Origin of the sequence: Streptococcus oralis (genome assembly GCF_003943415.1) — a bacterium.
In the GTDB taxonomy this organism is placed as follows: Bacteria; Bacillota; Bacilli; order Lactobacillales; family Streptococcaceae; genus Streptococcus; species Streptococcus oralis_BJ.
Window position 1 is genome coordinate 237,596 of the sequence record NZ_RJPK01000003.1, and the last position, 14,889, is coordinate 252,484.

The window sequence follows — 14,889 nt, forward strand, 5'->3', positions numbered from 1 at the left end:
ATGAAACCGACATCTGAAATTGAAGAATTAGTAGCAAATGAAACGAAAAGAAGGCTAGAAGAAATGGAATCACCAAACTATGTGTTTGCTCAGCCATTTCTAAAAAGTGATTTTACTATAGTCATCGTCTTAGTTCTAATTAACCTTATTCTGATTATCCTAGCCATGACAGGAGGTATTCAATAAAATGTCTAAGATGAATGACTTTATTCAACAGGAGACGATAACGGGAATTGTTCCCATGACCAACAAGGATCGTCAGTATTCTTTCTGGGATCTCTTCCTGTCAACAAGTGGCTTTGCCATTGCAACTTGGTGTTATACCCAAGGAGCTTATGTGGCTCAATATTTGACCTTTAATCAAATGTTGATTAATATTTTTAGCTTTAATATTATCTGGGTCTTTATTGAGTGTCTCCCAATTCTGTTTGCGGTTAAATATGGAATTGATTTGTGGATTTGGTTGAGGGCTGTCCTAGGAAAAAAAGGGGTGGCCTTGCTATCAACCATTATTAGCTTGGCTAACTTTGGCTGGTACGCCGTTGCGGCTAATCTTTTTGCTAATTCTATGATCCACTTGGGAAATAATTTTGGACTTGGTTTAGACAAGGGAGTATGGGCACCGATTTTAGGTACTCTCTGTGTTCTCCTTGGAACGCTGATTGCCCTTGGAGGTCCAGAAGTGATCAAATGGACCAATCGCTTCTTGGTCATCGCCCTGTTGATTGTCGGTCTGATTATAGTTGGAATCTGTTTTGTAGCTGTGCCTATCACTGACATTATGAACATTCAACCAGCTACCCAAGGTGATTTAACTCCATTAGAACGCTTCATGCTTTCTGGAGAAGGAAATGTAGCCTTTGCCTTTTCTTGGTCTACACAGGCATTGGTTTTACCACGTTTAGCAAAATCAGAACGCAGTGGTTATTGGGCTACAGCCTTATCATACGGGGTTGTCGCTCCATTCTTCGTTGCGACAGGTGGAGTCATGGCTCTAGCCATGTTTGTCAAAACAGGTGTTTATGAAAGTGATCCAACAACCATGCTGTCAACTCTAAGCACACCTGCCTTTGCCCTCTTAAGTCTACTACTAGTAGCCTTTGCCAATATTGGAACCCAGGGGACAGGATCGTATGTGAATTGTATGATTGTCAAAAGCGGGATGCCAAAAGTAAGCTATAAACTAATGGTTTGGATTGCTATGGTTTATGTGAGTCTACTCACTATCTGGGGAGGAGTAGAAGAGTATTTCGGATCTTTCATCTCCCTAGCCGCCTATATTCAGGGGCCAATTATTGGTATGATCGTTGTTGACTACTTTATCTTAAGAAAACGAAAACTTGATTTGCGTTCAGCTTATTTCCTTGAAGGACACGATGCTTACGAGTTTACCAAAGGATTTAACTTGGTTGGCTTGTCTTGCGTATTTATCTCCTTGTTGGTTGCAGTACTATTTGTTTATAACCCTGTAACAGCACAGATTCAAAGCCCAATCTTTTTAATCACAACGGGTAGTGGCTTTACTGCGATTTTTGGAGGTTTATTGTACTGGTTAGCTAGCTTAACTCCGTTAAAACGCTATATGATCAAGGATCGGGGCTCAGTTACGATTTAAGGATAAATGAAAGCCATAATCTATATCTATTTGCTTCCTCTTTTTTGAAAGTTAATTTTATATTAGTAATTGACATGAACTTAGTTAACCTCATTCTGATTATTTTTGCTATGACAGGAGATATTCAATAAAATGTCCAAGATGAATGACTTTATTCAACAGGAGACCATAACAGGAATCGTTCCTATGACCAACAAGGATCGTCAGTATTCTTTCTGGGATCTCTTCTTATCGACAAGTGGTTTTGCCATTGCAACTTGGTGTTATACTCAAGGAGCCTATGTGGCTCAATATTTGACCTTTAATCAAATGTTGATTAATATTTTTAGTTTCAACATTATCTGGGTTTTTATCGAATGTCTCCCAATCTTGTTTGCGGTTAAATATGGAATTGATTTATGGATTTGGTTGAGAGCCGTTCTAGGTAGAAAAGGGGTGGCTATTCTATCAACCGTGATTAGTCTGGCAAATTTTGGTTGGTATGCCGTTACCGCCAATCTTTTTGCCAGCTCCATGATTCATTTGGCAAATAATTTTGGACTTGGTTTAGACAAGGGAGTATGGGCACCGATTCTAGGCACCCTCTGTGTTCTCCTTGGAACGCTGATTGCTCTTGGAGGTCCAGAGGTGATTAAAGGTACTAATCGCTTTCTGGTGGTAGCCTTGTTATTGGTCGGGCTAATCATTGTTGGAATCTGTTTTGTTGCGGTTCCTATAACTGATATTATGAATGTCCAGCCTGCCATCCAAGAAAATTTGACACCGATTGAACGTTTTATGATATCAGGGGAAGGAAATGTGGCCGTAGCCTTTTCTTGGTCTACACAAGCCTTTGTCTTGCCACGTTTGGCAAAATCAGAACGTAGTGGCTATTGGGCTACAGCCTTGTCATACGGGGTTGTTGCGCCATTCTTTGCTGCGACAGGTGGAGTGATGGCTTTGGCTATGTTTGTCAAAACAGGTGTCTATGAAAGTGACCCAACGACGATGCTTTCCACTCTAAGCACTCCTGCCTTTGCGCTTTTAAGTTTACTATTAGTAGCCTTTGCCAATATTGGAACCCAGGGTACAGGATCGTACGTGAACTGTATGATTGTCAAAAGCGGGATGCCCAAAGTGAGCTATAAACTAATGGTTTGGATTGCGATGGTTTATGTGAGCCTACTTACGATTTGGGGAGGAGTGGATGAATACTTTGGTTCCTTCATCTCGCTGGCTGCCTATATTCAAGGACCCATTATCGGAATGATCGTTGTAGACTACTTTATCTTAAGAAAACGAAAACTTGATTTGCGCTCAGCCTATTTCCTAGAAGGACACGATGCTTACGAGTTTACAAATGGCTTTAACCTGGTGGGATTATCTTGTGTAATCATTTCCTTGTTAGTTGCGGTACTATTTGTTTACAACCCTATAACAAAGCATATCCAGAGTCCTATGTTCCTGCTCACAACTGGTAGTGGCTTTACTGCGATCTTTGGTGGTCTATTGTACTGGCTAGCTAGCTTGACTTCTTTAAAACGCTATATGATTAAGGATAGAGATTCCGTTACGATTTAAGTTTAAGAGAGAAGGCTATTTCTCTCTTTTTTGTGATTGAATGTTACAAAATCTTGAAAAAGAGATGAAAGCGTTTGATAGTTTTTGTAAGAAAGTGTATAATTATAGTAGCAATAAAGAAGGAGAAGTCTCATGGCAGTTAAAGATTTTATGACCCGCAAGGTAGTTTATATCAGTCCAGATACGACTGTAGCACATGCAGCAGATTTGATGCGCGAGCAAGGTTTGCACCGTTTACCTGTTATCGAAAATGATCAATTGGTTGGTCTTGTAACAGAAGGAACCATTGCTGAAGCCAGTCCGTCTAAAGCAACCAGTCTCTCCATCTATGAGATGAATTATCTTCTCAATAAGACCAGAGTTAAAGACGTCATGATTCGCGATGTTATCACAGTGTCAGGTTATGCTAGTTTAGAGGATGCGACTTATCTCATGTTAAAGAATAAAATCGGTATTCTTCCAGTTGTGGACAATCAACAGGTTTATGGTGTGATTACAGATCGTGATGTTTTCCAAGCCTTTTTGGAAATCGCTGGTTATGGAGAAGAAGGGATTCGTGTTCGGTTTATTACGGAAAATGAAGTCGGGGTTTTGGGCAAGATTGTGACCTTGATTGCAGAGGAAAATCTGAATATTTCACACACAGTCAATATTCCGCGCAAGGATGGCAAGGTCGTCATCGAAGTTCAAATTGATGGGACGATTGATTTAACCTTCCTGAAGGAGAAATTTGAAGCGCAAGGTATCCAAGTAGAGGAGATTGCTCGAACATCTGCTAAAAAGTTATAAAATGGAGGGTGAAAGCCCTCTTTTTTGTATACAATTTGAAATAACAAGCAAAATATGGAAAGAAATGAGAGAATGTGGTATAATGAAACGATGTGAATAAAGGAGTATTTATGGACATTTCAGAAATTCGTCAAAAAATTGACGCAAATCGTGAAAAATTAGCTTCTTTTAGGGGGTCTCTTTGACCTCGAAGGACTAGAGGAAGAGATTGCCATCTTGGAAAACAAGATGACGGAACCTGATTTTTGGAACGATAATATCGCGGCCCAAAAAACGTCGCAAGAATTAAATGAATTAAAAAACACCTACAACACCTTCCGTAAGATGGAAGAGTTGCAGGATGAAGTTGAAATTTTATTGGACTTTTTAGTAGAAGACGAGTCTGTACGTGATGAACTGGTTGAACAGTTGACAGAACTGGATAAGATGATGACCAGTTACGAAATGACGCTTCTCTTGTCAGAACCTTATGACCATAATAATGCTATTTTGGAAATCCATCCAGGTTCTGGAGGTACAGAGGCTCAGGACTGGGGTGATATGTTGCTCCGTATGTATACTCGTTATGGAAATGCCAAAGGTTTTAAAGTTGAAGTCTTGGATTATCAAGCTGGTGATGAAGCGGGCATCAAATCTGTAACTTTGTCTTTTGAAGGTCCAAATGCTTATGGCCTTCTCAAGTCAGAAATGGGTGTTCACCGTCTGGTACGTATTTCTCCATTTGACTCTGCCAAACGTCGTCATACTTCATTTACCTCCGTGGAAGTCATGCCCGAGTTGGATGATACCATCGAAGTGGAAATCCGTGAGGATGACATTAAGATGGATACCTTCCGTTCAGGTGGTGCTGGTGGACAAAACGTCAATAAAGTTTCAACAGGTGTGCGTTTGACACACATTCCTACGGGAACAGTCGTTCAATCGACAGTCGATCGTACCCAGTATGGAAATAGAGATCGTGCTATGAAGATGTTGCAAGCCAAGCTCTATCAAATGGAGCAAGAAAAGAAGGCTGCAGAAGTCGATTCCCTCAAAGGTGAGAAAAAGGAAATCACTTGGGGAAGTCAGATTCGTTCTTATGTCTTCACACCTTATACCATGGTAAAAGATCACCGTACGAGCTTTGAAGTCGCTCAGGTAGATAAGGTCATGGATGGAGATCTTGATGGTTTCATCGATGCTTATCTTAAGTGGCGAATCAGCTAAGAATAGAAAGGAACTCACATGTCAATCATTGAAATGCGAGATGTTGTCAAAAAATACGATAACGGAACGACTGCTCTTCGTGGAGTCTCTCTTAGTATTGAACCAGGAGAATTTGCCTATATCGTTGGGCCTTCTGGAGCAGGGAAGTCAACCTTTATTCGAGCTTTATATCGAGAAGTAAAGATTGAAAAAGGGAGCCTAACAGTTGCAGGTTTTAATTTGGTTAAAATCAAGAAGAAAGATATCCCACTGCTCCGTCGCAGTGTTGGGGTAGTCTTTCAAGATTACAAACTCTTGCCAAAGAAAACCGTTTATGAAAATATTGCTTACGCAATGGAAGTAATCGGTGAGAACCGTCGCAATATTAAGAAACGGGTTATGGAAGTCTTGGACTTGGTCGGTTTGAAACACAAGGTTCGCTCTTTCCCTAACGAACTCTCAGGTGGAGAGCAGCAACGGATTGCAATTGCTCGTGCGATTGTCAACAATCCGAAAGTCTTGATTGCTGATGAGCCGACAGGAAACTTGGACCCAGATAATTCTTGGGAAATTATGAATCTGTTGGAACGCATCAATCTCCAAGGTACTACAGTATTGATGGCTACCCATAATAGCCAGATTGTAAATACCTTGCGCCACCGTGTCATTGCCATTGAAAATGGCCGTGTCGTTCGTGACGAAGCAAAAGGAGAATATGGATACGATGATTAGTAGATTTTTTCGCCATTTATTTGAATCATTAAAAAGTTTAAAACGAAATGGCTGGATGACAGTAGCAGCAGTGAGTTCGGTTATGATTACCTTGACACTTGTTGCCCTGTTTGCATCTGTAATTTTTAATACAGCAAAACTGGCTACCGACATTGAAAACAACGTTCGGGTCATGGTTTACATTCGTAAGGATGTAGCAGATAATAGTGAAACGATTGAAAAAGAAGGTCAGACAGTTACCAATAATGACTACCACAAGGTTTATGATGCCTTAAAAGCCATGCAAGGTGTTAAGAATGTTACTTTTTCAAGCAAGGAAGAACAGTATCAAAAATTGACAGAAACGATGGGTGACGATTGGAAGGTCTTTGAAGGGGATGCCAACCCACTCTATGATGCTTATATCGTTGATACAAATTCTCCGAGTGATGTTAAAACAGTAGCTGAAGAAGCGAAGAAAATTGAGGGAGTATCAGAAGTTCAAGATGGTGGAGCCAACACTCAACGACTCTTTGAACTAGCTTCCTTTATCCGAGTATGGGGATTGGTCATTGCAGGACTCTTAATTTTCATTGCGGTTTTCTTGATTTCCAATACTATCCGTATTACCATTATTTCTCGGAGCCGTGAAATTCAAATCATGCGTCTAGTAGGGGCTAAAAATGGCTACATTAGAGGGCCATTCTTACTTGAAGGTGCCTTTATCGGTTTATTTGGTGCAGCTATTCCTTCAGTCCTTGTATTCTTTGTCTACAATATGGTTTACCAATCGGTCAATAAATCATTGGTAGGACAAAATCTATCTATGATTACTCCAGATGTGTTCATTCCTTTAATGACCCTTCTCTTATTTGTAATCGGTATTTTCATCGGTTCACTTGGTTCAGGAATTTCTATGCGTCGATTCTTGAAGATCTAGTTGGATATAAATGCAACTTGCAGACCAAATCAGAAATAATATAATTTTAAAAGAGAAGTTTTCTTGAGCTTCTCTTTTTTCTTTTAGCGCATAACAATTGCAAAGCGCATAAAAATTTAAGAAAAACGGAATTTTTTTTTATAAAAGCCTTTACAAAAAATAATAAAGTGGTATAATTAGAGTATAAACAAGTGCAAACGTTTTCGTAAAACGTTTGCCTAAATAAAATAAAGGAGATTTGAATGATGAAAGCTACATTCAAAAATGTCTTGTCTTTCGAGTTTTGGCAAAAATTCGGTAAGGCTTTGATGGTGGTTATCGCTGTTATGCCAGCGGCTGGATTGATGATTTCAATCGGTAAGTCGCTTGTGATGATCAACCCTAACTTTGCCCCACTTGTAATTACTGGTGGTGTACTAGAGCAAATTGGTTGGGGGGTTATCGGTAACCTTCACATTTTGTTTGCCCTAGCCATTGGAGGAAGCTGGGCCAAAGAACGTGCTGGTGGTGCTTTCGCCGCTGGTCTTGCCTTCATCTTGATTAACCGTATCACTGGTACAATCTTTGGTGTATCAGGAGATATGTTGAAAAATCCAGAAGCTATGGTAACAACTCTCTTTGGTGGATCAATCAAAGTTGCTGATTACTTCATCAGTGTTCTTGAAGCACCAGCATTGAACATGGGTGTTTTTGTAGGGATTATCTCTGGTTTTGTAGGGGCAACTGCCTTTAACAAATACTACAACTTCCGTAAGCTTCCTGATGCACTTTCATTCTTCAATGGGAAACGCTTCGTACCATTCGTAGTTATTCTTCGTTCAGTAATCGCTGCAATTTTACTTGCTGCCTTCTGGCCAGTAGTTCAAACAGGTATCAATAACTTTGGTATTTGGATTGCTAACTCTCAAGAAACTGCTCCAGTTCTCGCACCATTCTTGTATGGTACTTTGGAACGTTTGCTCTTGCCATTTGGTCTTCACCACATGTTGACAATCCCAATGAACTATACAGCTCTTGGTGGAACATACGAAATCCTTACTGGTGCAGCAAAAGGCACACAAGTATTTGGTCAAGACCCACTTTGGCTTGCTTGGGTAACAGACCTTGTTAACCTTAAAGGTTCAAATGCTGACCAATACCAACACCTTCTTACAACTATCACTCCAGCTCGTTTCAAAGTTGGACAAATGATCGGTTCATTTGGTATCTTGATGGGTGTCATCGTTGCTATCTACCGCAATGTTGATGCTGACAAGAAACACCAATACAAGGGTATGATGATTGCGACAGCCCTTGCAACATTCTTGACAGGGGTTACTGAACCTATTGAGTATATGTTCATGTTCATCGCAACTCCTCTTTACCTTGTATACTCACTAGTGCAAGGTGCTGCCTTTGCTATGGCGGATATTGTTCACCTTCGTATGCACTCATTCGGTTCAATCGAGTTCTTGACTCGTACTCCGCTAGCTATCAACGCTGGTCTTGGTATGGATATCATTAACTTTATCTGGGTAACTGTCCTCTTTGCTGTGATCATGTACTTCATCGCGAACTTCATGATTAAGAAATTCAACTACGCAACTCCAGGACGTAACGGAAACTATGAAACTGCTGAAGGAGCATCAGAAGATGCAGCTTCAGGTGAAACAAAAGTTGCCGCTGCTTCTCAAGCTGTAAATATCATTAACCTTCTTGGTGGTCGTGCAAACATCGTAGATGTAGATGCATGTATGACTCGTCTTCGTGTAACTGTCAAAGATGCAGATCGCGTTGGTACTGAGGAAGAGTGGAAAGCAGAAGGAGCTATGGGACTTGTCATGAAAGGACAAGGTGTCCAAGCTATCTACGGACCAAAAGCTGACGTATTGAAATCAGATATCCAAGATATCCTTGACTCAGGTGAGGTTATTCCTGAAACTCTTCCAAGTCAAATGACAGAAGCTCAACAAAATACTGTACATTTCAAGGGTGTAACTGAGGAAGTTTACTCAGTAGCTGACGGTCAAGTCATTGCCTTGGAACAAGTGAAAGACCCAGTTTTTGCTCAAAAAATGATGGGTGATGGTTTTGCAGTAGAACCAGCCAATGGAAATATCGTATCTCCAGTTTCTGGTACTGTATCAAGTATCTTCCCAACAAAACACGCTCTTGGTCTTGTGACTGAAGCAGGTCTTGAAGTACTTGTTCACATCGGTTTGGATACTGTAAGCCTTGAAGGTAAACCATTCACAGTTCACGTTTCTGAAGGACAAAAGGTTGCTGCTGGTGATCTTCTTGTTACAGCTGACTTGGATGCTATCCGTGCAGCAGGTCGTGAAACTTCAACAGTGGTTGTCTTCACAAATGGAGATGTTCTCAAATCTGTTAAATTAGAACAAACTGGTTCTCTTGCAGCTAAAACAGCAGTTGCTAAAGTAGAATTGTAATATACTTGAGGTTGGAAGCTGTTTTCCAACCTCTTGTTTTAGGAGAAAAGCATGAAATTTTTAACACTCAATACCCATAGTTGGATGGAGAAAGAAGCAGAAGAAAAATTCCAGTTCTTGCTCCAAGATATTCTTGATAAAGACTATGATTTGATTTGTTTCCAAGAAATCAATCAGGAAATTACTTCTCCTGAAGTGGAGGTTAATGACCTCTATCAAGCTTTGCCAGCGGCAGAGCCAATTCACCAAGACCACTATGTTAGACTTTTGGTTGAAAAATTGTCTGAGAAGGGAAGAAGCTACTACTGGACTTGGGCTTATAATCATATTGGCTATGACCGCTACCATGAGGGTGTTGCTATTTTGTCTAAAACACCTATTGAAGCCAGAGAAATTTTAGTTTCGGATGTAGATGATCCAACAGACTATCATACTCGCCGTATCGCCTTGGTAGAGACAGAGGTTGAGGGTAAGGAACTCGCTCTTGCAAGCGTCCATCTCTCATGGTGGGATAAAGGTTTTCAGGAAGAATGGGCACGATTTGAGGCTGTACTGAAAGATTTGAACAAACCTCTAATTTTAGCAGGTGATTTTAATAATCCAGCTGGACAGGAAGGCTATCAAGCTATCCTAGCTAGTCCTCTAGAGTTACAAGATGCTTTTGAAGTTGCTAAGGAGAGAAGTGGTAGCTATACCGTTCCACCAGAAATTGATGGTTGGAAAGGCAATGCCGAACCGCTTCGAATTGACTATGTCTTTACAACGAAAGAGTTAGAAGTAGAAAGCTTGCATGTAGTTTTTGATGGACAGAATAGTCCTCAAGTCAGTGACCACTATGGTTTGAATGCGATTTTAAATTGGAAATAAGAACTTAGAGCGAAAGGGGAAACCCCTTTCATTTTTTCTGAAAGATTAGTATTTTAAAAAGAAAAATTGAGTAAAATTCCCTGTATATTTGCATATATATGAGTAAAAATAGATAGATAATTTTTAAAGATTCTGAGCCAAAAAAATAGATAAGAGCAACTATTTATGGTAGAATAAAAGTTATAAAAGAAAAGGAGGACTGAAATGTTTTTTCAGGATAGAAAGATAAAATATTCAATCCGCAAATTGTCAGTTGCTACTGTATCACTTGCGATTGGATTTTTGTTTGCACCTGCGGCGCTTGGAGCCGCTCAAGTGGCTCAAGCTGATGAGCTTACGGCTACTGAACAAGTGGAGAATAAAGCAGAGAATCAGGTCTCGGTGGGCTCTTCTGCAACAGAGCAAGCAGAATCCCAGAAAGAAAGCCAAGCTGCTTTGAAATCTACTGCATCTGAGGTAGCAGAGACAAGTCAAGCGACAGATTCGACTGCTTTTAAAAATGCTCAGCCAGCTACAGGCACAAGCCAGCCAGCTACAGCCACTGCTCAACCAGCTTCAGCAAATGCTAGTCTAAACAAGAGCACTTTAGAGAACTACCTCAAAAACTTGCGCAGCAAGGACTTTTCAAGTAAGACAGACGATAGTCTAGAAATCTTGAATGGCGTGATGACAGCTGCTGATAGCGTGCTTCAAACTGCGACAAAGCAAGAAGAAATTGATAAAGTTTATCGCAATCTCGTAACCTTTGTCAATTCAGGTCTTCGTGATAAAAATCCGAAGTTCATTCCAGACAAGGATAAGACTCCTCATAGTGCACTTTATGAGTTTGAAAGTGCTACACCAGGAAAAACAACTCCGCTTACTCTGAACTACTTGAAGCCAGAAGACACAAAAATCTACAAAAAGGGCGATAAAGTAAAGGCCATCCAGCCAACTGAAACAACTTATGTAGAGTATGATGGAAGTGGTAGATGGACCTTTAAGGGCTATGACCATGATAGTCAGGTGATTGACAAAGATGATGTTTTCTTCACAGGTAAGTGGGAATATACACCAACACCATACAAGGCTACCTATAGAGCAGTTAATGGCTCACCTGGGAAAACTCCGCCATCTTATGTTGCAAATTGGAGCCCAGAAGATAAAAGAAGATTTGCTGAGGGTGAAGTAGTAAAAGCACAAGAATTTCACTATGTTTTTTATACTTCAGAAGAATATCCTAACCGAAAAGGCTATTGGGCTTTAACTGGCTTTGATGCTCCAAGTAAAGTGGCAAACAATGGCGATGTAGAGTTCGTAGGAACTTGGAAATACTTTGAGGATGTCACTGTATCCTACAAGCCTATGAACCAGCACGATTTTGAGAATTTTTATCATTTACCAAGTAGTCCTAAGACCTCACGTGACGAATATAAATTACCTCTTCCTAAGGAGATAAAAGATCTAGAAAGTAAGCTATACGATTACAAGCTTTCTCTCAATCAGTTTGATAAACGTGATGAGTATTTACCTAAAGATATACTGGATACGCGAGCAGCCTTGCTTCGCTACGATGAAGTTCAAGGTGTCTACAAACCCTTTTATGATGCGGAAAATGAAGGAAATTGGACCTTTGAGGAAGATGTAGTAGATTTAACCTTCAGTCGTGAACTAGAGCGGGCGGCTACATATGGGGAAATACCAAAAGTTACAATACCATTGATGTTTAAATTTACACCAGTTCCTCGGAAACCGACTTATGAGTTTGTCAGTGGAACGGCTGGCAAAGCACTACCTGCTGAGATCAATAATCTGAAGCCGGTATATGCACCAAGTGAATGGAAATATATGGATAGGAAGACATATCCGAAAGGCAAGGATATAGTTCAGTCTGTCAAACCGCTTAATAATTCCTACTATGATGCAGCTAACGGTGGTACTTGGAACTTTTCGGGCTATGATTTTGATAAAAAACCAGTGAGCGACTGGGAGCACGATGGATGGAATCTCAAGTTCACAGGTACTTGGACATTTACACCGGGAACCTACCCAGGAAACTATAAGTTTGTCAGCAAAGACCCTAGCCTGTCTCTCCCAGAGGAAATCACGACCTATATTCCAAGCACGGGAGAAAACTATAGTAATGGCGATACTGTCCTTGCAAAAGCTCCCCTGAAGACGACCTACATGGACTTTGTCAACAAGGGAACTTGGAAATTTGAAGGTTATGACGCTAATAACAAGGTAGTTAATCAAGATAAAGTTCTCTTTACAGGTACTTGGTCTTTCACTCCATACCGCGATAAGACAGTTTCCTTTGACTTTGTCAGTGATACTCCAGGGAAGACCATTCCTGATGATTTGAAGGCACAAATTCCAGCTCCTATCACGACATCTCCAGATGAGTATTCTGATAATGTCTATAATGAAATTCAATATCTCAGTTCATATGTCGATAATGAAAATGATGGTACATGGGTTCCTCAGCAGATTCCTCAGCGAAAGGAGGACGTTGAGAAACCAGCTGACGATGAGGATTCTACCTACACTGTTCATTGGAAATTTGAACCGAACAGGCATAGTGTTTACTATGATTTCTATACAGATTCAAAAGATGATTCTGGTCAAACGATTTATCCGCCATCAACTTTGTATGATCTAATCACTTACGAAAGAGAATTTGTCAAAGGTGACAAAGCTCGCGTTAAAATGCCATCTAAAACAAGATTTGAGGATCCTGATGGCCGAGGGACTTGGGTATTTGATGATTACTATGAATATGATAATACGACTATTTCTCCACGTGTGAAAACAGTCGGAACAGAAGACATTACCTTTAGAGGAAAATGGATCTTGGTTCCTACCGATCAGGCGGATAAGATCTACCGACTAGAGTATAAGTTTACTAACTCGACTCCTGCTTATCCTCTTCCAAGTAAGATTCGCGATATGCTTCCAGCTGGCATTGATTTCGTTGCACGAGCTGACGACTACAAAGATGCAAGCAAACTTGACACATCCACAGTAACTGTTCCGACAGGTACATGGACCTTCCATGGTTTTGATGCAGATAGATACGGAAAAGCTATTGCAGGTACGCAAGTGAAGACTATCACAGGAACTTGGAGCTTTACGCCAAATGGTATAGACTATCAGTTCCAATCAACTAATCCTGATTTTGTATTACCAGATCATATCACCAAGTTGACTCCGAAAAACCCAATTGATTATAAGATGGGTGTGATCCCTACAGAAGTAGATGCTGAGCAACCAAGTGAAACGACTTATGTTGATACAGCAAACAAGGTAACTTGGACATTTGCAGGATACGATAAAGAAAAAATTGTTGTAGGAAAAGGCAGACAGACTTTCCTTGGAAGCTGGGTGCCTACTCCAAATCCAGAATATGTATTCAAATCATCTAAAGCAGGTGTTCCATTGCCACAAAGTATTTCGGGAATGCTTCCAAATGATGAGGCTTCTTATAAGGTTGGAGACACCATTGTAGCCAAACAACCTGCTAAAGAATCAGTAGTTGACGAAGAAAAAGATTATGTCTGGACCTTCAAAGGTTATGATCAGAAGAATGCGACCTATAATGGCAAGCGTGTGACATTTACGGGTATCTGGGAAGTAACGCCTAGACCGCATCATGTAAGCTATACTTTTGTAAGTGTTACATCTGGTGTTGATTTGCCTGAATTTATCCAGAAGAAAGCACCAAAAGATGGCTCAACTTACTTCAATGGGACGAGAGTTTTTGCAGAAGAGCCGACAACAAAGACTTACAAAGATGATGTGAATGATGGTACCTGGACTTTCGTTGGTTATGATGCCAAAAGTAAGATTGTGAAAAAAACTGATTTGACCTTCACAGGTAAGTGGAAGTTTGAAGCTAACAAGTATCAAGCTACTTACCGCTTCGAGAGTGCCACAGCAGGTCAGGCTCTTCCAGCAGCCATCGCAGCCTTGACTCCAAGCGACAGTGCAAGATATGAGAATGGTGCCTCTGTTTCCGCTCAACAACCATCTCAAACCACATACACAGATACTGTGAACGACGGTACCTGGACCTTCAAGGGTTATGACGCAGCTAGCGCCGTTGTCAATAAGGCAAATGTAGAGTTTGTAGGAAAATGGGCCTTTGAAGCCAACAAGTATCAATTAACTTACCGCTTTGAGAGCGAGACAGCAGGTAAGACTCTTCCAGCAGCCATCGCAGCATTGACTCCAAGCGACAGTGCAACTTATGTGAATGGTGCCTCTGTTTCCGCTCAGCAACCATCTCAAACTACTTACACCGACGCAGTGAATGACGGCACTTGGACCTTCAAGGGATACGATGCAACTAGCGCCGTTGTCAACAAGGCTAAAGTAGAGTTTGTAGGGAAATGGGTCTTTGAAGCTAACAAGTATCAAGCTACTTACCGCTTCGAGAGCGCAACATCAGGGAAATCTCTTCCAGCAGCCATCGCAGCCTTGACCCCAAGCGATAGTGCAACATATGAGAATGGTAACTCTGTTTCCGCTCAGCAACCATCTCAAACGACTTATACAGATACTGNGAACGACGGCACATGGACCTTCAAGGGCTATGACGCAGCTAGCGCCGTTGTCAACAAGGCTGATGTAGAGTTTGTAGGTAAGTGGGCCTTTGAAGCCAACAAGTACCAAGCTACTTACAGCTTCGCAAGCGCAACAGCAGGTAAGCAACTTCCAGCAGCCATCACCGCATTGACCCCAAGCGACAGTGCAAAATATGTGAATGGTGATTCTGTTTCAGCTCAACAACCAGCGCAAACTACATACACAGA

10 protein-coding genes are annotated in these 14,889 nt (G+C 40.9%); all 10 read left to right on the forward strand.

What is annotated here, in order from left to right; translation table 11 throughout:
* On the forward strand, window positions 1–186 hold the full coding sequence (locus tag D8801_RS05910; protein ID WP_093586637.1) for a hypothetical protein: 186 nt from the start codon (window positions 1–3) through the stop codon (window positions 184–186).
* A 1-nt stretch (window position 187) separates the two neighbouring features.
* Window positions 188–1,615, forward strand: a complete 1,428-nt coding sequence (locus D8801_RS05915; RefSeq protein WP_125848523.1) for a cytosine permease — start codon at window positions 188–190, stop codon at window positions 1,613–1,615.
* A 132-nt stretch (window positions 1,616–1,747) separates the two neighbouring features.
* Window positions 1,748–3,175 carry a cytosine permease gene (locus tag D8801_RS05920; RefSeq protein WP_125848525.1) on the forward strand — a complete coding sequence of 476 codons (1,428 nt, stop codon included), beginning with the start codon at window positions 1,748–1,750 and terminating at the stop codon, window positions 3,173–3,175.
* 132 nt (window positions 3,176–3,307) lie between these two features.
* Window positions 3,308–3,964 (forward strand): CBS domain-containing protein, encoded by a 657-nt coding sequence (locus D8801_RS05925; protein WP_125848527.1) that lies wholly within the window; start codon window positions 3,308–3,310, stop codon window positions 3,962–3,964.
* 110 nt (window positions 3,965–4,074) lie between these two features.
* Window positions 4,075–5,170, forward strand: a protein-coding gene (gene prfB, locus D8801_RS05935; RefSeq protein WP_125449940.1) for a peptide chain release factor 2 whose coding sequence is annotated in 2 segments (ribosomal slippage) — window positions 4,075–4,146 and window positions 4,148–5,170 — 1,095 coding nt in all. Because the reading frame shifts where the segments join, the coding sequence is not laid out codon by codon here.
* An 18-nt stretch (window positions 5,171–5,188) separates the two neighbouring features.
* On the forward strand, window positions 5,189–5,881 hold the full coding sequence (ftsE, locus tag D8801_RS05940; RefSeq protein ID WP_000022257.1) for a cell division ATP-binding protein FtsE: 693 nt from the start codon (window positions 5,189–5,191) through the stop codon (window positions 5,879–5,881).
* A complete protein-coding gene (ftsX, locus tag D8801_RS05945) occupies window positions 5,874–6,800 on the forward strand; it encodes a permease-like cell division protein FtsX (protein WP_125848529.1) in 927 nt (308 codons plus the stop codon). Before ftsE ends, ftsX begins: the two co-directional genes overlap by 8 nt.
* Window positions 6,801–7,042: 242 nt before the next feature.
* Window positions 7,043–9,229, forward strand: a complete 2,187-nt coding sequence (locus D8801_RS05950; protein ID WP_125848531.1) for a PTS transporter subunit IIBC — start codon at window positions 7,043–7,045, stop codon at window positions 9,227–9,229.
* Window positions 9,230–9,280: 51 nt separating this feature from the next.
* The gene (locus tag D8801_RS05955) at window positions 9,281–10,096 is read left to right on the forward strand and encodes an endonuclease/exonuclease/phosphatase family protein (RefSeq protein WP_125848533.1); all 816 of its coding nucleotides are present in this window, start codon (window positions 9,281–9,283) and stop codon (window positions 10,094–10,096) included.
* Between the two features lie 204 nt (window positions 10,097–10,300).
* Window positions 10,301–14,889 (forward strand): SHIRT domain-containing protein (locus D8801_RS05960; protein WP_125848535.1); only part of this gene is annotated, 4,589 nt, incomplete at its 3' end.